We start from the raw sequence: 20,637 nt of genomic DNA, 5'->3' as shown, positions 1-20,637 counted from the left end.
CTATTTTATTCTGCTGGTGCTACAGGTGTTTCGCCGGGCATTTGGTCGCCGCCCTCAGTAATAGTCAAATCAACAAGCGCTCCCATTCCGTCTAGTTTTACAGAGTAAGTCATCGCTTCATCAAAAGGCGCTTCAAAACTATAGTCAGCTACGATTGCCAAACCACCGAAAAGACCTTTTTTAGATGCTTGATTAATGATTTTCACACAAACCGGGCTATCACTTTCGAAATATTTCGCTAATTCTTTGTGAGACTCTGCATCAGCAACATATAACCCGTCATTTTCAATTGACCATTCTTTCATACCGCCAATTTTGGATTTCCATCCGCCAACTGTATCTTTAGATGTAATTTCAATGCTATCTTTAGAACGGTTTACAGTTAGACCTTGTTGGCCCGCAACCGCCAATAGTTTATCCCCCGCTGCGTTAAAAACTGCTAAAATAACATCTTTCCCCGCGACCGCTTTAGCAGCTCCCGGTGTATAATCACAATATAAATTCTCTTCAAATGCCATTAATATTTCCCCCTAAATTTTTACTTTTAATTCACGACAAATACTTACTTCAAAACTGGTTTTTGCGTGAATTAACGTATTTTCTTTGACTAAATTTTGTTTTCCGAAATGACGAACTGCAATTAATTTGTATCCTTCAGGCAAAGTGAAGCCTGTTTGGATAAGCGTATCAATTTTTTCGACTCCTGCTAAGTCCTGCTCGTTTGTATAATGATGGATTGCAAAACGGTATTTTTCTTTCCAGGCAGTTTGGCTTTCTTCTTCCTCTTGATCAATCATCTCCATCATAGTTGTAGGCAATTCCACTTGGTCACGCATTACGATAGAAACATCTAGTCCACCTTTTTCCTGGAGCATTGTTCTCACTGCTTCCAAAACTCTCATGAAGCTCAAACTCTTCACCAAGCGTTCACTCCTTTAAAAAGAAAAGTAAAGTTCGGTCGAGACCACATTTGATAATTTATTCCTCCGAACTTTACTTTCCAAAATAGAATATTTGTTTATCTCAACGGATGAAAAATCCAATCATAAAAACAAATTTCTTGTAAAACATCATTTATTATCAGAAAATCGGTGCACCTTCATTCTGATGCAGCTTTTATTGTCATCCGCTTACTGGACAATTTGCTTACTTTTATATTAACGGGAAAAAGACGTTTCAAAATATCACGAAAGTATCATCATTTCCTTACTAAAATTCCCATTATCGTCGCAAGTTCTATTACTGCTCGTTTTTTTATCCGTTTAAACTGGGCAATTTCATATGGTAAATCCATCATTATCGCCACATCCTGTTTTCGTTCCACATAACACTCCATCAAAATAGTGCGATATAGCTCATCCATCTGGTTTAACATTTCTGTATATTTCTCCACCAACCATCGTGCTTCGAAGATGATTTCTTTATTATATCTAGCAGAAAAACCTACTCGCTCAAACTGCGGCTCTTCCAAAAAACCATCTCTAAGCACGTGTGGCTTTTTTGATAACCCGGTAATCATCCGAAACCGCTCAAAATCTACAAAAAATCGTTTTACTTCATGGACAGTTTTTATATAATTAATATCCTTATTTTCTGGTAAAACTAAAACTTGCATTTTATCACTCCTTAATTATGGGCTTCATTAATTACAAAAGCTTCGTACTGACATTCAATAACAGCATCAGGCAAAGCGCCTATTTCATCTTTTGATTTGCCTAGATGAAAAGCTAATACATCAATCATTTCTTGCTGAACCGATTGCGACTTTTTTCTATTTAAACCTTTTTTTCGCTTCCATTCTGCAAGTGACGATCTCGATATCCCGATTAACTTACTAATTTGTAAATCTGTTTTGGTCCTTTTGTATTCTCGATACTCACTAGGTGTTAAAATAAGTAGTTTTTGTTCCGCCGTTAAAAGCCCTTTTTCTCTATCCCCTAGTGCTTCAAAAAACTCCAACTCTTCTATCAAACGCTTTCGAATAAATCGATTTTCTTCTTGTTCCAGTTGAAAAATCAGTTGGATTTGCTTTTCTTTTAAAAGTTTTCTATCCATCCATTTCCACTTCCATCTCATAAATTAATATAGTAGCTTTGTCACCAATTCGGTGCCATCGGTACAAAATCAGCCGCATTTATTTTCTAGCTCTACACATATTATAGCACCAATTTGGTTACAGGTAAACTTTATCCGACAAATATGTTCGAAAAAGTTCCATTTTGGTGCTAAAAATGCTATACTGAAGCCATAAACCTGTGGAGGACAATTATTATGGAGTTAAATAAATTTGTAGGAAATAAAATAAAACAATATCGTGAGGAGCGAGGCCTAAATCAAGAAGCATTAGCAGAAAAGCTTCATACGACGCGCCAAACTATTAGTCGTTATGAAAATGGCGATCGTAAAGCCAATCAAGATGTTTTATTTGAACTTGCAAAAATCTTCAATAAACGATTAGATGACTTTTTTCCTGAAAGAAATTTACCACCTGTTGACGAGCGCTCGATGACGATTGCGGCCCATATTGATGACGATGTTACAGAGGAAGAAATGCGAGATATTTTAGCTTATATAGAGATGAAGAAAAAACTCCATCGCGGGATGTGATTTTATTGTACGAAAAATTGGTAAACAAATACCAAGATGAGGTAACCATAAGAGAAGAAAAAATGCCTTACAAATTACCAGGCTTATATTTGAATGGGATGATTTTTATAAGCAAAGACAAATCCTCCATTGAAAAAGGTTGCATTTTAGTGGAAGAATTAATGCATTATAAGTACACAGTAGGAAATATTACAAAACAAGAAAGCCTTTCAGATAAAAAACAAGAACTGTTTGCTCGTCGGAAAGGTTATGAAGAATTAATTCCTCTTGAAGATATTATCACTTGTTTTTATCTTGGTTTAAGAGAGTATTTTGAGGTTGCTGAATTTTTAGAAGTAACCGAGGAATTTTTACGACACACTGTTTCTCATTATGCGGAAAAATACGGGCCGATGTATGATTGCGGAGAATATCTAATCAATTTTGGCAACTCTATTGATGTTTATAAAAAATTTTAAAAAAAGACTCTTCTGCTAGAGTCTTTTTTAAATACAATTCCACAAAAATATAACGATTGAGTGTCGTTTTTTTGTCTAAATTGTGACGATATTTTTGATTCAGTATCTTTTTTACAAAAATAGAAGTACAGTTGTTACGTAGGAGATAAAAATTTCATTTGTATAGGAGTTTTAATGATGTTCCACACTACTGATTTTTCTGATATTTTTTCAAGCGATTTTTCTAGTAAGGTTTCTTTCAAAAAAGGAGATATTATTCATTTATTTAAAGATAGCCAAAAAAAGCCGCCTCAAATCGGTCTTATTTTGGAAGGCACTGCTGTTTTAGAGGGCCCCACCAAAGAAGGACGCTGGATGGTAAATGCACTTATTTCTGAAAAAGGAATCTTTGGAATGGAAAGTTTACTCGAAACGAAAAAGGCTCCAGAACCTATTGAATATCGTGTACGTGCAGTAGAAGATGGAAACACACTATTCATTGATCGAGAATTTTTTCTTAATTACTTATATGCAAACCCACAATTCTTCCATCTTGTTCTTGATGATGTAATTGTTAGATATTTATTCACTGCAAAAAATTATAAAAATATTAACCAACCACCAATAATCAAAGTGACTCGTATTTTTGTGGAAATTATTGAACTACTGAATCTTCATCAAACAGAAGGAACGATTACTTTACCTTCATATATCACGCAAACATTTTTAGCTGATTATTGCCGTTCTAGTCGAGCTAGAATTACTGAAGCATTAGAAGCGTTACGTAAAAACGGACTATTAATATCTAAAAAACCGGTTACTATTCACTCACATGAAAAACTTCTTGATCAAATAGATATTTTTCAAACAGGGAATGGTTTATTAACTAAGTAACCTTGAAAAATGGAGACACCATGGCTTTCTAAGATTGCCATGGTTTCTTTTGTTTCAATACCCTCGACCACAAAATCGAGATTATTTTTATACGCAAAATTTGCCCAAGCTTTAATGAATAACAGTAAATCCTCTAAATCAATTTTTTTAAAATGAATCAAAGAGAACTTAATTTCTATTATGTAAGGAAGATAACTAAGTACGCGCTCTAAACTGTTGAGTCCACAGCTAACATCATCTATTGCAACATGAAACCCTAATCCATGAATTATTTTAATTTTATTTAAAATAAAAGCATCCTTATCATTAGCATTTAAATGTCTCTTATGAGCAGGCACATCAAAAATATCTTCTGTCATTTCTATAGTAATGCGATGACTCTCACTTTTTAGTTTATCTAATAAATGTAGTGTTTCCATATAAAAAAGTTGTTGTGGTGCTATATTTATTGCAAACCGATCACTTGGATATTTTTTTAGGACTTCCAAAAAAGCGGCACAAAACCATTCACAAAAGGTAAGGTATAATTCTTCGTCCGCAAGTACACCTTCTAACTCTGACAAAGGAAATCTAGGAACTTCACTATCGTCGCGTAAAAGTATTTCGTATTCTACAATATTACCTTGAAGAATATCTAGCTTTGGTTGAATAAAAAGTTGAAATTTCATTGCGTCCTATCACCTTCCCTTTTCTCTTTTCTATTCTAATACATTTTTAGTACTAATCGCAAAATTTAATCCAAAAAAAACAGGCATTTCGAAAATACCTGCTAATTTTTCTTCTATCATTCAGTATTTTTAAAATTAACTCGATTGGCGCCAATTTTCCGATGGCGGGAACCCATAATATTTTTTGAAAAGTTTACTAAAATAATAGGCATCATTATAGCCGACCATATTAGCGGCTTGCTTCACTGTAATGTCTTTATTTTTCAGCAACTCTTCAGCACGCGTAAGGCGAATTTTGATTAGGTAATTAATTGGCGACTCGCCGGTTTCTTCTTTAAAAACTTTGGAAATATAGGCTGGGCTAATGTACATCGTTTGCGAGAGCGTCGAAAGCGAGACATCTTCTGTGTGATGTTTTTCCATGTAATGAATAATTTCATTAACAAGAATTTGTTTTTGCTGCTCATCTGTGGATAATTTAATGCCATTATTTTCAAGTTGCTCTGGCGTAGCTTCGCGCAATACATGAATAATTAATTGCATAACAAAAGCCTTCAAAATCAAGTCATATCCGGGTTTTTCAGCGTCTTTTTCTTCTATAATTTGCTTAGAAATAGATAAAATGGCAGATTCATTTTCTTTTTTTCGTAAAAAGGCTTTTTTAAACGGGAAAGTGTTTCGAGAATATCCTTCTAGTGCAAAGTTTCGAAAACCAATGTGAAGCTGGGCATTTGTCATACCTGGTTCGGTTATATCGTAGTGGTTTACACCTGGGTTAAAAATCAGCATATCACCTTTTTCTAACGTGACTCGCTCCCCTTCAATATCATAAATAACTTCTCCTTCATAAATAATCGAGATTTCTAAAAAATCATGATGATGATTTTCACCCACTCGAACTTCATTGGTATAACAATTAGCAATATACAAAATTTGCGGATTAAATGTGGTCGTATTTATTTTCAGCATCACTTCACCTCCTAACTATAACGCTTACATTCATCTTTTAATTATATAACATTGTCCATGCTTACAGCGAATATAAACCATTCTTTTTCGAAATTAGGAGTGTAAACTAAATGGATATATGAATATTAAAGGATGTGAAAAAATGGAGAGTATGAAATGGATTTGGTTGTATGTCCGAAAATATCGGTTACTTATGATTGGTGTATTTATTCTAATTTTTATCGCTTCTGGTATTAGTATTATTTATCCTTTACTAGGCGGAAAAGTGATTGATGATGTTGTCTATCAAAATAAAACTAATTTGCTTATCCCACTACTTTTAATCATGATAGTCTCGACCATTATTCGAACTATTTGTCGTTATTCTTATCAGATTATGTGCGAGCGAATTGGCCAAAATTCCCTTTTTCAGATTCGGGAAGATTTGTATAAAAAATTGCAGTCACTTGATTTTGATTTTTTCAATAATACGCGTGTTGGAGATATTATGGCGCGAATGACAGGTGATACCGATGCGATCCGTCATTTTGTTTCATGGGTATCTTACAATATTTTAGAAAATGTGTTTTTATTTAGTTTTGCGATTATTATTATGGCTACGATTGACTGGAAACTCACGCTTGCACTCGTTATTTTAACGCCTCTTATTGCCATTTTAACAATGAAAATGTCAAGTAAAGCGCAACCCGTTTTTTATGAAATTCGAGAAAGTTTTTCCAGGCTTAATTCGATGGTGGAAGAAAATATTAGTGGGAATCGTGTCGTAAAGGCCTTCGCACGAGAAGATTTTGAAATGAAGAAATTCCATGAACATAACGAAGACTTCAAAAAACGCAATTTAGATTCTGCCGATGTTTCCAGAACCTATTTACCCGTGCTCGATTCGCTCGCGGGGATGCTTGTTGTTATCACGCTTATTTTCGGTGGTTATCTAGTGATTAAAGGACAAATGACGCTTGGGGATTTAGTTGCTTTCAATGGATTCCTTTGGATGCTAAACGGACCAATGCGGATGAGTGGCTGGCTAATTAATGACGTTCAACGCTTTATCGCTTCTTCGTTTAAAATTCAAGATATGATGGCGACGGATGCTAAAATTCCTATCCATGCCGAAAAGCCTGCTCCAACACTCCAAGGTCATGTTGAATTTAAAAATGTAAGTTTTCATTTTGAAGATGACCCAAACACCGACGTGCTCAAAAATATTTCGCTAAAAGCTTCCCCTGGCCAAACAATTGCTATTCTGGGCGAAACTGGTGCCGGGAAATCAACGCTTGTCAACTTGATTTGTCGATTTTACGATCCGACTGCCGGTGAAATTTTAATTGATGGTGTTGACGCGCGAAAATGGCATGTGCGTGAACTTCGAAATCACATTGCTACAGTGATGCAAGATATTTTCCTGTTTTCCGATACGATTGAAGGAAATATTGCATTTGGCGCTCCGGATGCAACGATGGAAGATGTCCGGAAAATGGCGCGAATTGCTGATGCCGACCACTTCATTGAAACAATGCCCGAAAGTTATGACACGATTGTCGGCGAACGCGGGGTTGGTCTTTCTGGCGGGCAAAAACAGCGGATATCATTAGCTCGTGCTCTTTTAAAAAATCCATCCATTTTGATTTTGGATGATACCACTTCCGCTGTCGATATGGAAACCGAAGTGAAAATCCAAGGTGAACTTAAAAAAATCACAGAAAATACGACAACCTTTATTATCGCGCACCGAATTTCTTCTGTAAAAGAAGCGGATGAAATTTTAATTTTAAACCATGGTGAAATCATCGAACGCGGTACACACACCAGTTTGCTAGCAGACAAAGGTTACTATTTTGATATTTACAATAAACAACTTGGGACGGAGGCGAATGTGAATGGCTAGAAATAAATTTGATGTTGATGAAGAATTAGAAACAGCCTTCAGCGCCGCACATTTAAAACGTATTCTCGTTTACGTAAAACCATATCAAAAATCTATCTATATCACGCTCTTTGTCATCTTATTAGCAAATGTAGCGACAATGATTGGCCCGTATTTAACCAAAATAGTCATAGATGATACGATTCCAAATAAAAACATGACACAACTATTCTGGATTGCGATTATTTTCATAGTTTCTGTCGTTGTAACCGGACTTTGTATGCGATACCGCATTAGGTCAATTACGCTGATTGGACAAGATATTTTAAAGGATATGAGAACGGCGATTTTCGGTCATTTACAAAAGTTACCTTTTTCTTATTTTGATAGCCGTCCGCATGGAAAAATCTTGATTCGGGTTGTTAATTACATCAATATGCTCAGTGATTTGTTGTCCAATGGGCTCATTAATCTGATTTCCGATATTTTAAGTGTAATTGTGACACTTGGTTTTATGCTGATGATTGATCCCGTTTTAACGCTGTATAGTTTAGCGCTAATTCCAGTTCTTTTCGTGATTGTCATGGTTATTAAAACGGCTCAGCGTAAAGCGTATCAGGTTCTTAGCAATAAACAATCTAACATGAACGCTTATATCCACGAGAGCATTGCTGGGATTAAAGTGACGCAAAGTTTTTCGCGGGAAGAAGAGAACTTTGAGATTTTCACCGAAGTTAGTAATGAATATCGTCGTTCTTGGATGAAAGCCGTGAAAATTCAGTTCTTGCTTTGGCCGGGTGTACAAAACATTGCTGTAATGACAACTTGCCTAATTTACTTCGTTGGGATCAAAGGCTACGGTGTGGACGTTTCTACCGGGACACTGATTGCTTTCACTGGTTACGTTGGGAATTTTTGGAATCCTGTTATTAATATTGGTAACTTCTACAATTCGCTTATTACTGCTACTACTTATTTAGAGCGGATTTTCGAAACAATGGATGTCGAGCCCGATATCAAGGATGTGCCAAATGCGAAAAAAATGCCACCAATCGTTGGAAATGTTGACTTTAAAGATGTTTATTTCCGTTACGAGGAAGGCGTGGACATTTTAAAAGGAATTAATTTTCATGTGGATGCAGGAGAATCAATTGCACTCGTTGGTCCGACTGGCGCTGGAAAAACGACTATAATTAATTTGCTCAGCCGTTTTTACAATATTAATTCTGGAGAGATTTTAGTGGATGGACAAAATGTTGAAGAAGTCACGCTTAGATCGCTTAGGTCACAAATGGGCGTCATGCTCCAAGATACCTTTATATTCTCAGGAACGATTATCGAAAATATTCGTTACGGGAAGCTAGATGCCACCGAAGAAGAAATTATCACGGCTGCCAAAGTCGTTCGCGCTCATGATTTCATTTCTGGATTAAAAGATGGCTATTATACGGAGGTAAAAGAACGGGGAAGCACTCTTTCTGCGGGGCAGCGGCAACTGATTTCCTTTGCCAGAGCACTTCTAGCTGATCCAAAAATCCTCATTCTCGATGAAGCCACTTCAAGTATTGATACACAAACAGAAATCTTACTCCAAGAAGGACTTGAGCGACTACTGGAAGGCCGAACTTCCTTCATTATCGCGCACAGGCTTTCGACAATCAAAAACAGTTCGCGCATCTTCTACATTGATAATGGACGCATTCAAGAAGCTGGCAGTCACGAAGAACTGATGGCGCAACATGGTTATTACTATAATTTGTATCAATCTCAGTTTGATATGTTGCAAGCTTTATAGAAAAAAGGTAACTAGAGATTCTAGTTACCTTTTGCTTTGCGCATCCATTTGTAAAGAGAGATTATACAATTATATTTTCGAGCCATATTATTGTAACCCATAATAAGGGTTGGATATATGATTTCCAACTTCAGCAATAGCTTCTTGGATTTCTTCTAAAATCCCCAATTCAATATCACTATTGTTTTCAATAGATACCTTTGCTTCATTAAAGCTTTTTTCCAAACCAAAATTAACAATTAATGATAGCATAATATCTACATCGTTATAATTATTTATATTCCCCATACTAGTTATCAGTTCATCTAAAATTCCACGCAAAGATTCTTTTAAAATTTCATATGTCATAATTTGACGTTCCATAAGTTCAGTCATAATCTCTAAAAAAACATTTTTACTCATAGCCCCATTTTTAAAATCTGAAATAGTTGAATCTGTCAGACTGTAAACTTTCTCTTCAGCTATTCTTTCAGGTAATTCTTTAATATCTTATATTTTCATTCTTCATTCCTTCTTTATTGGGATATGAACTTCATTTATCATATCTAAAAGAAATTCCCCAAAACTATCATACAAAACTTCATTTTGTTGTGATTTTTCAGGAAAGCCAGGATAGTATGAATTAACTTTAGGTTCATTGTGACTGTCAAAGCTTTACTATTCGATGCCAATCGGATAGTAAAGTGCCTTTTTTATTTTTTTAGTTGTGTTCCTTTAACTTCTGTAACTTCAATTGTTTCATTATTTTTATTTACAAATTCTACTTCATAGATTTCATTTTCTGAATCTAATATCATCAAGATTACACCTTTGGTTCCTATGCTAACTTTTTCATTTAAGTCTACAGAACTACATATAATGTCATATTCTTTAAACATCCATATTCACCTACTTTTTAGTCGGAATTGATGTCACTAACCTAACAATTCCGTCATTATTTTTTATCCATACAAATTCCACATCAATAATTTTTCCATTGACGCCTTTGATTGGAATAATCTGACTATATTTTGTCCCATATTCTGTTACTGCCGTTTGAACTGCTTTTGATTTATCAAAGATAATTTGGCTACTTAATTGCTGACTATTATTTTTATTGAAGCCAAGTGCTTTTTCAAACCATTTTGCTTTTGATCCGCCGATAGGGTGTTTTTTGTTTAAAAGGTAACCATCTAATTTAGAATTAATACTTTCTTGTGTTAGCTTAGAACTTCCAGCTATGCGCTCAGAAATTTTTCCAACTTCTGGTTCTTTTACTTTCTTTGTTATTATTGTTTTATTCCTAGCCGCCGCAATCCCAAATCCTAAACTTAATGCCATGTCCGTTAATCCAGCATCATCCATCGCATCTTTCATGCTGGCAACATACGCAGACGATTTTAAGATGCCAGCACTGGCACCGGATATTTTTTGACCACTTAAGTAATTGACACCATCTTTCCAACTGTCATTTACTCTCCGTTCGAGTTCTTCCCCGGAAAGTTCTGTGTAAGAAATAGCCGGTAATTCCTGACCATGTTTGTCTAAGAACGCTTGTAATTCCTTGTTCTCTACCCGTTTTCCATCTTTTTCAAGTAACCACATCGTCACGGTTTCACCTTGGCCATTCACATATGTAAAGGCTAACACGGTGTAACCTTCCAAACCATCCGGAAATGGATCATTGTCATTTTCTTTTCGTGCGTTATCCAGTGCTTTTTTCATGAGTAACAAGCTGTTTGCCGTACTTTTCGGCACAGCATAAGTGCCTGTTTTGTCGTTAAAAGTCACGTGATGCAGCAATTCTTGCACCGCGCGCCCGGTTGCTTGAATGAGTTCGGCTAATGCACTAAAAAACTGACCATGGCTTTGTTCAAAAGCTAAATATCTTTCTAGGATGTTCTCTTGTTCGATGGCTTTCAGCAATTGGGTATGAACGCTTCTTGCTTTCACTGCATAGACTTGTTGCATATCTGGTTTGGTGTTCGGCGCCGTCAATTGCCGGTGTAAACCTTCTTCTTTTCGCTGTAACTGGCTAACCTTGGCCATCGCTTCTTGTAAGATTTCGGCATCAATTCTGGCAGAAGGCGAACTATCCACTTGGCTCCCGAACTCGCGAATATATTGCGCTAGTCGCTCTTCGCTTTCATCCAATGCTTCGATGATGCTCTGGCAAATACTTGTATAGGTACTCGTAAAATACCGTTTAGAGGTACTAACCGCTTCTCCTTTTAAACTATTGTCCTGGGCGTAATCCATCGCTGCTTCTTTAATCTTTCTAATCATCGCTTTGGCTTCCGCATTACTACTTCGCAAACCGTGGAGAAAGTCATTCAATTCGGCAATATCAATCCGGCTCACTTGCTCCACTCCTTTTGCAAAGTAGCTTGTTTTGTTTCTAGTGTGTGGAGCCTGGCCTTATTTTCTTGTAATTCCGTGTCTAAATCGGTTCTTTTATCTTGGAGATCCTTCCTCCAAGCCCCGGATTCTTCCTGCTGCTGCTCTTCTAAATAACGATGAAAACCACTGGCTTCTTCTCCTTGCCAGCCACTGCGTAAAAGGTCGAGTAAAGCCAGTTTTTCTTGTTCTAAGCGGTTACTGTCCTCTTCAAGCCAGTCTTGTTCGTTTTGTTTTCTTCTCGTTTGGTCGACATTCGTTTCTGCCGTTATTTTCGCTTTTTTAATTTGTAGGAGTTGTTGTTCTAGCTGACTGTGGGCGCTATCCAATTATCGCACCTCCAACTGATTGATTTTTTGTCCCATCAATTGGTCTTGTTTAGCGTAAGCAATACCCATTTTCTTTAAGCGACTCGCATCTTGCTTGGTCACGCGTTGAAAATCTTCCACTACATCCACCAACTCAATCAATGCCGATCGCAATTGATCTATCGAATTGGCTCTGGAGTATGCCATGTTCCCGTTTTTTAAGGGTAAATAACTCCCCGAACTTTTACTTGCCAATTTGCTTGCGTGTTGTTGGAAGGTCCTTTCATTGACTTTTATTTCTCTCATCTGTTTGCTTCCTTTCTATGTATAATCCCTCCCCCTCATTATAGCACCGGTAGCGTGTTTCTTTTGTGAGCATTTTGTGAAACAATTCATTGAAAAATAGCTTTAAACCAGCTTTTTAAGTGGAAAATTTAACATTTCATGTTCAATAGATTTTATGCTATATACTATTTCAATATGAAAACTGCAGTTCAATTATATAATCTACGTTGACCAAATTTCTTTACAAGAAACCGTTTCTTCGACATTATCCGTAAAATCATATGCAGTTTCACATTGAGTAAATTTTATAAACCGATTCGCTTTAATTAATTGTAATACGTTTGGCTAGTTATTCAAATAAAAACAGAGATTCTCCAAAAAGAATCTCTGTTTTTGTCTATTAATTTATTAACAACCAAGGGCCCCACTGCTCAGCTCCTGGCTCATTTCCTTGAGTCCACCACTGTGCTTCGTATGTTTTCCCTTTGTAAGAAACCCTATCTCCCTTATTATAAGTTTTTGCAGCGTCCCATGCTGGAGTTGCTGGTGGTGTTGCCGCGTCAAGCGTTGTCACTGTTAAGGCAGAGCTTGCTGCCAAGAAGTTCCCCGCCGCATCATATGCTTTTACTGTATAATTGTACGCTGTTTTTGCAGTTAAGCCACTATCTGTAAAAGTAGTTCCTGAAACAGAGCCAACTTCGGTTCCATTCCGGTACACTTTATATCCAGCCACCGCTTTATTATCTGTTGAAGCTGTCCACGTTAGAGTAGCAGTTGTGTCTGTTACATTAGAAGATGTGAGTGATTTTGGCACTGTTGGCGCTTCTGTATCACTTGGATCAGGTACAACAGTTCCCCCGCCAAAAATAGTTTGTTTCCCAAATTCGACACTCGATTTTACCATTCGTTGTGTTAAATCAATTTTAGAAATATTATTTACATCCACACTAGATACACTCGATTTTAAGCGGAAAGTATAAGATGCGCCTTGTGGAATTTGCTGTGCATCATATACAGAAGCTAAATCAACTACTGTATTGCCACCTGAAGTAGTAACTGTCCCTGCTTTATAATCTCCAGCCGTTAGCGTTTCGCCCGCTTTTACTGGAATATAAAACTTGGGTAATTTTACCGTTTCAAAAGATAGCTCAGTTGATTTCAGGACCTCATTTGTTTCATCCGCTTTTTCATTATTCGTAATTGTAATTTCGTACCCGACGCCATTTTCACTATAAGGTTTTACGGTTGCTACCACATTTATATTTGCATATGTGATCGCGTTTTGCGGGATGGCACTTGTACCGAACAATCCGGTTTTAATAGCCTTCGTAAGTTCATCGCGCTTGGTTGAAGTCGTTGTTTTATCTTGTGACTGCATCCAAGAAATCATCCCACCAAGATTATTATCTTTTACATACTGTGCCTTATAGCTAATCGAACGTGGATTGTCGTATGTGTAAAACTCCCCAGTTTCCTTACTATAAAGATACGGCGCTTTGGCAGTATCATCCCAATATTCTTTCAAAGTTGGTGTCTTGGCTTTTAGTGCATCAATACTTCTGTATGCCCAAACCCCGCCAGCCCGGCCCCCGTCGCCAGTTTTAATTGGGTTTTCGTTGTTTGCCCCATAAGTAAGCGAGCCATCCGCATCTTTATTCGTTTTTTCAGCAGCTTGGAAAAGTCCAGGTAATGCTGTATCCGTTCCTTCAGCTACTTTATTCCAGCCCCTAGTATAAAATGCTGCCCCAACAACAATTTTATTTGAAACTGCTCCCTTTTCTTTTAAGTATTTAACGGTTTGGTCGACAGAAAAACCACTATCGTAATTTGGATCTTTCGGATTACCGTAAAGTGCTGTATGATGCGCACTATTCGGTGTCCAAGCACCGTTTAAGTCATAAGTCATCACATTGGCAAAATCAACTACTTTAAATAAATTCGCTACATCTACTCCATTTTCTAACGAAGATTTTGCAGCTGGTAAAGCAACTGATAATTCGTATTTCTTATTGATATCAACGCCTTGTTTATCCAAAGCAGTTCTTAAATCTTGTAAAAGTGTAATAAAGTTTTGCTTATCCGCAGGTTTTGCATTTGGTGTACCTTCATCGTTTTTATTATCAACAAGGTCAGCATCCCGTACCGAAGCAGGATATTCCCAGTCCAAATCAACAAAATCCATATTAGTATATTTCACAAACTTCATCACATTTTTCACAAAGTTAGCTCGTTTTGTCGGATCCGCTGCCACTGTCGAAAAATCTCCCGACTTAGACCAGCCTCCAACCGAAACTCCTATTTTCAAATTTGGATTTTGAGCGCGTAGATCTTGAATCGCATTCAAAACACCAGCATTCGCTCCGCCCCACTGAACTCCCTCTTGTCCAACAGGTGCTCCAACAGCAGCATCTTTATCTGTGAAAACTAAATCCCCATTACTATTAAAATCCAGAAAAGCAAAATTTAAATGTGTTAATTGATCAGCTGGAATATCTTTCGGATAAAAATTCCCTTCTCCTCCCCAAATCGACCAATCACCGTAATACATAACATTTCGATACTGTGGTACATTTTCAGCCGCTTTCGCCCGTTTTGGCTGTGCACCAATTGATACAACCACTAATGATAAAACTAACAACACAACAGAAGTAATACTAAAAAGCTTTTTCATCTTCTTATTCATCTCTTCACCCCGACTTTTGATTTATAAACCTCATTTCGGCAGTTCTAAGTTTGTCTCTCTGTACCCCTTTTTGTGTGGTTGTCAGAATGTTACTTTTCTCTAATTTCCCTCCTTTAATTAAAGATTCATCCTGAGCAGTTATATAACATGCAATAATCATGCCAAAAGAAAGCGTTATCATTCAACGCTTTAGGGTTGTTTATTAAATACACAGATAGAATAAAAACTTACACAGATAAAAAATAGTACAAGCACATAGCTTATACTATCGAATAATTATTTTTTGATTTTCACAAATTCAAACCAATGCTTTCGTGAATAAAAAATGGATACCAAGAAAAGACCGAGTCCTATTAATGTAGAAGCAAAACTAGTCATAACTAAACCGTAAAAAAGAAACGGGAACATGGAATAATTTAATATTAGTGCTTTACGATTAATTCGCACAATTACGTCATTACTATTTTCCAAGATCTCTTCCTTACTCCCATATAACCAATCAGTCGCTCTAACCTTTGTTTTTTCCATCTTAGGCATAAAAAAATGGGACTGGTGGTTATCGAGTTTTACAATTTCTTCATTTTCAATTCTAATGTTTACTGGAGTAATACCGCCGCCAATACCTGTTTTACGAGTTATTTTGATCGTCATAGTTGCTTCTCCTCCTTGGCTTTATGTTGCTTTTATTATACCAAGAAGAACAAAAAGGAACAAGGAAATATCGGCTATTCCTTGTTCCCCTCTTTATGCGAAAGTCGTTACATCCGTAATTGGTAAACGATAAGACTCGTAGCCGGAATTTTTAGCTTTTCCGATAGAAACGAGCATAACTGGGACGTAGCGTTCTGGATCCATGTTAAACGCTTCTGCCACTTCTTTACGCTCAAAACCACCAATTGGGTTTGTATCATAACCATGCGCACGTGCAACCAACATTAATTGCATCGCCACTAGACCACCATCAATTAATACAACCCTTTCTGCTTCTGAACGAGGAATCGTTTCAAAATACTGGCTTAATTTTGCCATTTGCTGTTCTTTTACTTCGGCTGGCATTAAACCACGATTCACAGCTTCTCCATAAATTTTTTCGCCATTTTCAAAGTTTTGTAAGTCACCGAAAATTAAGATCATCGCGGAAGAAGTTTCGTTTTGGCGTGTGTTAAAGCGCACTAACGAACTTAATTTTTCTTTACCAGTATCACTTTCTACAACTACAAAGCGCCACGGCTGCATATTTACAGATGATGGAGCCGTTACCGCATCCTCTAAAATAGCTTTCATTTCTTCTTGGCTAATTTTCACCGTTTCATCATATTCTCGAATCGAACGACGATTTTTCATTAAATCTTCAAAATCATTATTTAAATAAGTCATCTCTTTCTCCTCCTTAGCGCGCAAGTGGCGTTAACACCGAAACTTCAAGTGGTCTTGCAACAAAATTAGCAGCGGCACTCTGAAATTTTTTGAAATGCTCGCTTTCATTGTGTTGTTGAATAGCATCCATATCTGCCCATTTTTCCAGCATATAAAAAACTGTCTCATTCTCCGTAGATTGCACTAATTCATAGCCATGATTTCCTGTTTCTGCTTGTGATGCGACAATAACTTCCTTGGCTGCCTGCAAAAAAGCTTCTATTTGTTCTTTTTTTATCGTCATTTTTGCTTCAATATGCAACATTTGCCAACAACTTCTTTCGGATTTTATAGTTCGATTTTTTTCGAACTATCATAATATAACATATCAGCAAGTTACGCGCAATTAAAATGTAAGTTATGATATGATAATCATATGAAAAAGTTAAATGAGCTATCAAAATCAGATTTATTATTAATTTTTCAAGCCTTAAGTGACCCAATTCGACTTGATATTTTCTTATGTTTACTTAAAAACAAAGAGAAACGCTTCTCTGGAACTACTTACAATATTTCCAAATCCACCATGTCACATCACATCAAACTACTTAAAGAAGCGGGACTGATTAACTTAAGGAAAGAAGGGACAACACATATTTATTCGGTGAGGGAAGAAATTGTCAATCAAATAGGCGATTTCTTTATAAAAAAACAAACAACAACCGATGAGTAATATCGATTGTTGTTTGTTTTTTATACATGACTTAATTAATAGTTTGTCTTCTCTACTTAATTTCTGGTTTAAATGGCTTTCGACCGCTAACATGTATTTGTTGTCTTTCTCCATTATCATTAACAAACATAGCAGTCGCACTAGAATGTTCTAACGAATAAGCCTCATTAAAAAATTCTTCTGCCTTCTCCTGTTCTTCTAGTCGTTCATAACAACAGCCGAAAAGATATACTACATCAACGTAATCATCTTGATAGTGCCAGCTATTAATCTCGTTTAATGTTTCAATAGCTGTATCGTATTGTTCTAAATAAAACTGAAAGAGTCCTTTTTTATAACGATATTTTTCTTCTTCTTCAATTTCTAGGATTCTTTCACAATAATTAATAGCCGTATTATAATCTTTAGCACCTTCCGCCGCATTTACCAAATTGTGTAGAAAAATATTATATTGTTTAAAAGTTTGGGGAATGACACTTTCCATCGCTAACACTTCTTCGTATCTCTCTAATCCATTTAATGCAGCTACGTAATTAATTACAGCTAAATAATAAATATTAGAATCTTTATTTATCTGTTTGAACAACTCTAAGGCCTTCTCATATTTTTTTAAATGAACATAACACATTATACTATCATTAAGAACGTTTTCTGAGATTGCTACACTCGGCGGTACTTTTTCTAAACTAATCATTGCTTTAGAAAAATCACCTTGTTGAAAATAGCTTACTGCGATTTCATATTCTTTTTGCGCTTCGTATTCCGCTTCAAATTTTTTCGCAAGTAAATTGTTACCATTTCGATTATAAAGAAGCATCAGTGTGTATAAAGCTTTTTGCATCCATTTATCCTTGCTTAGTTGGACACGATACTTTGTGCCAGTAAAATTGGCAAATCGTAGTAGTAATTTTTCCGCTTTATCATAGTCTTCCAAATTATAATACGCTATACCACGCCATACATCCAAAAACTCATGGTCAGGCATTAATTGTTCTAGTATTTTACACAGTTCAATGACTAGTTCATTTTCATCAGAGCGATTCGCAGCTACAGCTGCATTCCAAAATAACAATACATTATCATCAATAACTTCTGGTTGTTTCAAACTGCGAAAAAGCCGTACTGATTGACTCGCATATCCTGTTTCGAGAAGTGCTTGCATTTGATTTGTTGCTGCAATATAGTACGTTGGATAGACTTCTTTAATCTTTGGGAAGATTTCTTTTGAAGCCTCATAATCATTCACATCGTTAAGTGCACACATGATATTAGCTAGTGTTTCATTATAATATTTAGATTTTTTGGGAACTTCATTAAATGCTTCTAAAGCTTTTCTCGGCCTATTGTTACTTAAATAATATAAGCCTTCTTCAAATTTCTTTCTTCCTTTAGAATTAAACATCCTAATTACCTCCGCCTAATTGAACTTAATATCCCCATCAATAATGTCTTTTATTATATCCTCTGTCATCATTGCATCTTCATCAAAATTGGATACTTTAGCTAAATTATCTGCGGAAATCGTCTGTGCTAACCCTAAACTTTTTATTAGTTTATCCGTTCCTAACTCTTCGTCATCCACATAACCATTTATACCAATAGCATTTGCATTAACTTTATTTATTTTTAATTGGCCCTCGCGAACTGCTGTTAAAACACAAGGCGTTTTTAATTCCCCGGTAATCCCCAAATTAATAATAGAATTACTAATAAAGAACCCTGTTGTTACTGTACAATCTCCGGTAATTATTATATTTTGTTCTTCATCATCATTTAATATATCTACACTTTTTGCTATAACGTTACCTTCTACATAAAAATGTGTATTAATATGAGCATCTTTTGATACAGTAAGATTCCCTAAAATAATAATCAGTCCAATTTCTTCTTCGGAAAGCTCTTCATCACCTGCAAAAATATCATCTGGATATGAAGAAAAGTCGCCTACAATATTAACATCTCCTTGATGAAACAACACTTTTCCAAGTTCTTCAATTTCCTCTTCATCTTTTGAATTTAAGAATTTAAGCGCTGGATGATTCGTGCCGAGTTTAGTGATACAAGCTTCCAAATCTAGTAACTTAGCCTGCTGCCCGAAATCTTGTAAATCAAACTTCACCCCGCTTAAAGGATTGTCGGCTAAACTTTCCATTTTGGTCAATTCTCGCTCATAAGCTTTTTGACGTTCCTTAAAGTAAGGATCAAAAAATACAGTATGATCATAACTCGCAGCATCTTCTTTTGCCCAAAACTGGTTTGCTTGTTGTAAATCAAAACTAGCATGACCAAATTTTTCTTTTGTTAATGCTTCACCATCAAGACCTAAAGAATAAGCAGCTTGATAATAAGCAAATACATCTTGGAAATAGCGACGATCTTGTACTAATCGTTGACCTGCTTCTGAAAAATTATTTATCTCTACTTCAGTTGGTTTCATATACTGACTGTATAATATTACCAAATTGTTATCATGTTTCATTCGCTCTGTCCAAGCGAGTGTTATTTCTCCCCACTGCTCGTTACTAACACCATAAGACTTAATAACTTTATCGCCATCTTCTCCAGACGCCATACGGAAGGATCCTTCTGCAAAAGCTTTCATATCAATCCCGTGAATACTTTCATAGTTATTGTCTTCAGTTACTGTACGATACGTTTTCACTCCTTGTAACTTCGCCGAATACTCTGTTGTAAAATATTCTCGTTCTGCATTAGTTAATTCTGGTAAAATCTCGTTCAGCAAACGTTGACCAAAATCTTGTTTTAGTGAAATTAAATCTTCCTCTGTTTCTATGTCACCTTCGTTTTCTGGGTCATTCAAGTACGCCTGTACGCGTCTTTCTAAAATATTTTCAAATACTTTTACTTGTTCACGGTTAAAATACGGAATTTCTGTCTTTTCGTCTCCTGTATTATTCCTCACTAATTGTCCAAGTTCCTCTATTTCTAATGCTTCTCCTGTTTTCTTTGGACTGATGAAAACCTTAACTGTATCTTCTTGTACATCTCTTACTTCTTTTTTTCCAAATAATTTTTTAAACATTTACTTTACTCCTTCTGTAATATTTTATAGTAAAAATGATTCATACTTCGCTAACTTATATAATTTTAACACTTCATTTTTCACATTTTAAAAAAAGGATATAACTGCTATTTATTTGCTTTTAAGTATTTTATTTAGTTGAATTTACCAAAAAAAAAGCAAACAAAAAAGTCTGCTCATGTTAAGAGCAGGCTTTTAGAAGATATTATTTTCTAAGTATTTTCTCCATTTTCTTTCCTTTAGCAAGTTCATCGACCAATTTGTCTAAATAACGAATTTGTTGCATAAGTTTATCTTCAATTTCTTCCACTCGGTAGCCACATATAACACCAGTAATTAAAGAGGCATTAGGATTCATTTTTGGTGCTTGTTCAAAAAATGTCTCAAAGTCAATTTCTTGGTCAATGGCTTGTTTTAAAGAAGCTTGATCGTATCCTGTTAGCCAAAAAATAATTTCGTCCACTTCTTCTTTTGTGCGATCTTTTTTCTCCACTTTTTGTATGTAAAGAGGGTATACACTAGCGAATGACATTGTGTAGATTCTTGGTTTTTTCATTTTGTATCCTCCTCCAATTCAATTTTACTTTCATTACCTATTGTAACAAAATACAATTTTTGT

At 35.9% G+C, this 20,637-nt stretch carries 24 protein-coding genes and 1 pseudogene; 6 read left to right on the top strand and 19 right to left on the bottom strand.

Going from position 1 to position 20,637, the window contains the following annotated elements; genetic code table 11:
* Nucleotides 1-5 precede the first annotated feature (5 nt).
* The 4 genes from lmaA to lmaD form a co-directional block, all read right to left on the bottom strand.
* Nucleotides 6-518: a protein LmaA gene (gene lmaA, locus HCB45_RS10095; RefSeq protein ID WP_003721744.1), complete on the bottom strand. Its 513-nt coding sequence runs from the start codon at nucleotides 516-518 to the stop codon at nucleotides 6-8.
* Nucleotides 519-530: 12 nt separating this feature from the next.
* Nucleotides 531-920 carry a protein LmaB gene (gene lmaB, locus HCB45_RS10090; RefSeq protein WP_185319529.1) on the bottom strand — a complete coding sequence of 130 codons (390 nt, stop codon included), beginning with the start codon at nucleotides 918-920 and terminating at the stop codon, nucleotides 531-533.
* A gap of 278 nt (nucleotides 921-1,198) precedes the next feature.
* A complete protein-coding gene (gene lmaC / locus HCB45_RS10085; RefSeq protein ID WP_185319530.1) occupies nucleotides 1,199-1,615 on the bottom strand; it encodes a protein LmaC in 417 nt (138 codons plus the stop codon).
* Nucleotides 1,616-1,626: 11 nt separating this feature from the next.
* On the bottom strand, nucleotides 1,627-2,055 hold the full coding sequence (gene lmaD / locus HCB45_RS10080) for a protein LmaD (protein WP_185319531.1): 429 nt from the start codon (nucleotides 2,053-2,055) through the stop codon (nucleotides 1,627-1,629).
* Between the two features lie 216 nt (nucleotides 2,056-2,271).
* Here lmaD and HCB45_RS10075 point away from each other — a divergent pair, with 216 nt between their 5' ends.
* The 3 genes from HCB45_RS10075 to HCB45_RS10065 all read left to right on the top strand — a co-directional run bounded on the left by HCB45_RS10075 (nucleotide 2,272) and on the right by HCB45_RS10065 (nucleotide 3,938).
* The gene (locus HCB45_RS10075; RefSeq protein WP_185319532.1) at nucleotides 2,272-2,607 is read left to right on the top strand and encodes a helix-turn-helix transcriptional regulator; all 336 of its coding nucleotides are present in this window, start codon (nucleotides 2,272-2,274) and stop codon (nucleotides 2,605-2,607) included.
* A gap of 5 nt (nucleotides 2,608-2,612) precedes the next feature.
* Nucleotides 2,613-3,065, top strand: coding sequence for an ImmA/IrrE family metallo-endopeptidase (locus HCB45_RS10070; RefSeq protein ID WP_185319533.1), 453 nt, complete (start codon nucleotides 2,613-2,615; stop codon nucleotides 3,063-3,065).
* 177 nt (nucleotides 3,066-3,242) lie between these two features.
* Nucleotides 3,243-3,938, top strand: coding sequence for a Crp/Fnr family transcriptional regulator (locus HCB45_RS10065; RefSeq protein WP_185319534.1), 696 nt, complete (start codon nucleotides 3,243-3,245; stop codon nucleotides 3,936-3,938).
* On the opposite strand, the gene HCB45_RS10060 is transcribed toward HCB45_RS10065, so the two are convergent.
* Nucleotides 3,908-4,606, bottom strand: a complete 699-nt coding sequence (locus HCB45_RS10060) for an EAL domain-containing protein (protein WP_185319535.1) — start codon at nucleotides 4,604-4,606, stop codon at nucleotides 3,908-3,910. The two genes, HCB45_RS10065 and HCB45_RS10060, sit on opposite strands and share 31 nt — an antisense overlap.
* A 135-nt stretch (nucleotides 4,607-4,741) precedes the next feature.
* Nucleotides 4,742-5,575: an AraC family transcriptional regulator gene (locus tag HCB45_RS10055; protein WP_185619758.1), complete on the bottom strand. Its 834-nt coding sequence runs from the start codon at nucleotides 5,573-5,575 to the stop codon at nucleotides 4,742-4,744.
* A 142-nt stretch (nucleotides 5,576-5,717) separates the two neighbouring features.
* Here HCB45_RS10055 and HCB45_RS10050 point away from each other — a divergent pair, with 142 nt between their 5' ends.
* Nucleotides 5,718-7,460 (top strand): ABC transporter ATP-binding protein, encoded by a 1,743-nt coding sequence (locus tag HCB45_RS10050; RefSeq protein ID WP_185619756.1) that lies wholly within the window; start codon nucleotides 5,718-5,720, stop codon nucleotides 7,458-7,460.
* Nucleotides 7,453-9,234 carry an ABC transporter ATP-binding protein gene (locus HCB45_RS10045; RefSeq protein ID WP_185619754.1) on the top strand — a complete coding sequence of 594 codons (1,782 nt, stop codon included), beginning with the start codon at nucleotides 7,453-7,455 and terminating at the stop codon, nucleotides 9,232-9,234. Before HCB45_RS10050 ends, HCB45_RS10045 begins: the two co-directional genes overlap by 8 nt.
* A gap of 87 nt (nucleotides 9,235-9,321) precedes the next feature.
* Here HCB45_RS10045 and HCB45_RS10040 read toward each other — a convergent pair whose 3' ends face one another.
* The 10 genes and pseudogenes from HCB45_RS10040 to HCB45_RS10000 all read right to left on the bottom strand — a co-directional run bounded on the left by HCB45_RS10040 (nucleotide 9,322) and on the right by HCB45_RS10000 (nucleotide 16,567).
* On the bottom strand, nucleotides 9,322-9,636 hold the full coding sequence (locus tag HCB45_RS10040; protein WP_260508440.1) for a hypothetical protein: 315 nt from the start codon (nucleotides 9,634-9,636) through the stop codon (nucleotides 9,322-9,324).
* 290 nt (nucleotides 9,637-9,926) lie between these two features.
* Nucleotides 9,927-10,112: a DUF4926 domain-containing protein gene (locus HCB45_RS10035; protein WP_185458418.1), complete on the bottom strand. Its 186-nt coding sequence runs from the start codon at nucleotides 10,110-10,112 to the stop codon at nucleotides 9,927-9,929.
* A 10-nt stretch (nucleotides 10,113-10,122) separates the two neighbouring features.
* Nucleotides 10,123-10,422, bottom strand: coding sequence for a DUF6883 domain-containing protein (locus tag HCB45_RS15465; RefSeq protein ID WP_376740639.1), 300 nt, complete (start codon nucleotides 10,420-10,422; stop codon nucleotides 10,123-10,125).
* A 54-nt stretch (nucleotides 10,423-10,476) separates the two neighbouring features.
* Nucleotides 10,477-11,574 (bottom strand): annotated as a pseudogene (locus HCB45_RS10030) (LXG domain-containing protein); the annotation flags it as partial.
* A complete protein-coding gene (locus HCB45_RS10025) occupies nucleotides 11,571-11,939 on the bottom strand; it encodes a ribonuclease P (protein WP_185619752.1) in 369 nt (122 codons plus the stop codon). The gene HCB45_RS10025 and the pseudogene HCB45_RS10030, both read right to left, overlap by 4 nt.
* Entirely contained in the window at nucleotides 11,940-12,224 is a 285-nt protein-coding gene (locus HCB45_RS10020) for a DUF3130 domain-containing protein (protein ID WP_185619750.1), read from the bottom strand.
* 379 nt (nucleotides 12,225-12,603) lie between these two features.
* Nucleotides 12,604-14,874: a chitinase ChiB gene (gene chiB / locus HCB45_RS10015; protein WP_185619824.1), complete on the bottom strand. Its 2,271-nt coding sequence runs from the start codon at nucleotides 14,872-14,874 to the stop codon at nucleotides 12,604-12,606.
* A gap of 288 nt (nucleotides 14,875-15,162) precedes the next feature.
* Nucleotides 15,163-15,537: a hypothetical protein gene (locus HCB45_RS10010; RefSeq protein WP_185319540.1), complete on the bottom strand. Its 375-nt coding sequence runs from the start codon at nucleotides 15,535-15,537 to the stop codon at nucleotides 15,163-15,165.
* Nucleotides 15,538-15,630: 93 nt separating this feature from the next.
* On the bottom strand, nucleotides 15,631-16,263 hold the full coding sequence (locus tag HCB45_RS10005) for a nitroreductase family protein (protein ID WP_185319541.1): 633 nt from the start codon (nucleotides 16,261-16,263) through the stop codon (nucleotides 15,631-15,633).
* Nucleotides 16,264-16,276: 13 nt separating this feature from the next.
* On the bottom strand, nucleotides 16,277-16,567 hold the full coding sequence (locus tag HCB45_RS10000) for a putative quinol monooxygenase (RefSeq protein ID WP_185319542.1): 291 nt from the start codon (nucleotides 16,565-16,567) through the stop codon (nucleotides 16,277-16,279).
* Between the two features lie 111 nt (nucleotides 16,568-16,678).
* On the opposite strand from HCB45_RS10000, the gene HCB45_RS09995 reads away from it, so the two are divergent.
* On the top strand, nucleotides 16,679-16,975 hold the full coding sequence (locus tag HCB45_RS09995) for an ArsR/SmtB family transcription factor (RefSeq protein WP_185319543.1): 297 nt from the start codon (nucleotides 16,679-16,681) through the stop codon (nucleotides 16,973-16,975).
* 52 nt (nucleotides 16,976-17,027) lie between these two features.
* Here HCB45_RS09995 and HCB45_RS09990 read toward each other — a convergent pair whose 3' ends face one another.
* From HCB45_RS09990 to HCB45_RS09980, 3 genes are all read right to left on the bottom strand, one after another.
* A complete protein-coding gene (locus HCB45_RS09990) occupies nucleotides 17,028-18,377 on the bottom strand; it encodes a tetratricopeptide repeat protein (RefSeq protein WP_185319544.1) in 1,350 nt (449 codons plus the stop codon).
* A gap of 15 nt (nucleotides 18,378-18,392) precedes the next feature.
* Complete coding sequence (locus tag HCB45_RS09985; RefSeq protein ID WP_185619748.1) at nucleotides 18,393-20,018, bottom strand: DUF6620 family protein; 1,626 nt, start codon at nucleotides 20,016-20,018, stop codon at nucleotides 18,393-18,395.
* 205 nt (nucleotides 20,019-20,223) lie between these two features.
* Complete coding sequence (locus HCB45_RS09980) at nucleotides 20,224-20,574, bottom strand: DUF2200 domain-containing protein (RefSeq protein ID WP_185619746.1); 351 nt, start codon at nucleotides 20,572-20,574, stop codon at nucleotides 20,224-20,226.
* Nucleotides 20,575-20,637: the final 63 nt, after the last annotated feature.

Source organism: Listeria farberi (genome assembly GCF_014229245.1).
GTDB classification, from domain to species: Bacteria; Bacillota; Bacilli; order Lactobacillales; family Listeriaceae; genus Listeria; species Listeria farberi.
This window is presented reverse-complemented; position numbering and strand designations above follow the sequence as displayed.

Excerpts from the sequence above, each read along its gene's own strand:
- lmaA (WP_003721744.1), bottom strand. The coding sequence starts at position 518 with ATGGCATTTGAAGAGAATTTATATTGTGATTATACACCGGGAGCTGCT.
- lmaC (WP_185319530.1), bottom strand. The coding sequence starts at position 1,615 with ATGCAAGTTTTAGTTTTACCAGAAAATAAGGATATTAATTATATAAAA.
- lmaD (WP_185319531.1), bottom strand. The coding sequence starts at position 2,055 with ATGGATAGAAAACTTTTAAAAGAAAAGCAAATCCAACTGATTTTTCAA.
- HCB45_RS10075 (WP_185319532.1), top strand. The coding sequence starts at position 2,272 with ATGGAGTTAAATAAATTTGTAGGAAATAAAATAAAACAATATCGTGAG.
- HCB45_RS10065 (WP_185319534.1), top strand. The coding sequence starts at position 3,243 with ATGTTCCACACTACTGATTTTTCTGATATTTTTTCAAGCGATTTTTCT.
- HCB45_RS10060 (WP_185319535.1), bottom strand. The coding sequence starts at position 4,606 with ATGAAATTTCAACTTTTTATTCAACCAAAGCTAGATATTCTTCAAGGT.
- HCB45_RS10055 (WP_185619758.1), bottom strand. The coding sequence starts at position 5,575 with ATGCTGAAAATAAATACGACCACATTTAATCCGCAAATTTTGTATATT.
- HCB45_RS10050 (WP_185619756.1), top strand. The coding sequence starts at position 5,718 with ATGGAGAGTATGAAATGGATTTGGTTGTATGTCCGAAAATATCGGTTA.
- HCB45_RS10045 (WP_185619754.1), top strand. The coding sequence starts at position 7,453 with ATGGCTAGAAATAAATTTGATGTTGATGAAGAATTAGAAACAGCCTTC.
- HCB45_RS10040 (WP_260508440.1), bottom strand. The coding sequence starts at position 9,636 with ATGAGTAAAAATGTTTTTTTAGAGATTATGACTGAACTTATGGAACGT.
- HCB45_RS10035 (WP_185458418.1), bottom strand. The coding sequence starts at position 10,112 with ATGTTTAAAGAATATGACATTATATGTAGTTCTGTAGACTTAAATGAA.
- HCB45_RS10020 (WP_185619750.1), bottom strand. The coding sequence starts at position 12,224 with ATGAGAGAAATAAAAGTCAATGAAAGGACCTTCCAACAACACGCAAGC.
- chiB (WP_185619824.1), bottom strand. The coding sequence starts at position 14,874 with ATGAAAAAGCTTTTTAGTATTACTTCTGTTGTGTTGTTAGTTTTATCA.
- HCB45_RS10010 (WP_185319540.1), bottom strand. The coding sequence starts at position 15,537 with ATGACGATCAAAATAACTCGTAAAACAGGTATTGGCGGCGGTATTACT.
- HCB45_RS10005 (WP_185319541.1), bottom strand. The coding sequence starts at position 16,263 with ATGACTTATTTAAATAATGATTTTGAAGATTTAATGAAAAATCGTCGT.
- HCB45_RS10000 (WP_185319542.1), bottom strand. The coding sequence starts at position 16,567 with ATGTTGCATATTGAAGCAAAAATGACGATAAAAAAAGAACAAATAGAA.
- HCB45_RS09995 (WP_185319543.1), top strand. The coding sequence starts at position 16,679 with ATGAAAAAGTTAAATGAGCTATCAAAATCAGATTTATTATTAATTTTT.
- HCB45_RS09990 (WP_185319544.1), bottom strand. The coding sequence starts at position 18,377 with ATGTTTAATTCTAAAGGAAGAAAGAAATTTGAAGAAGGCTTATATTAT.
- HCB45_RS09985 (WP_185619748.1), bottom strand. The coding sequence starts at position 20,018 with ATGTTTAAAAAATTATTTGGAAAAAAAGAAGTAAGAGATGTACAAGAA.
- HCB45_RS09980 (WP_185619746.1), bottom strand. The coding sequence starts at position 20,574 with ATGAAAAAACCAAGAATCTACACAATGTCATTCGCTAGTGTATACCCT.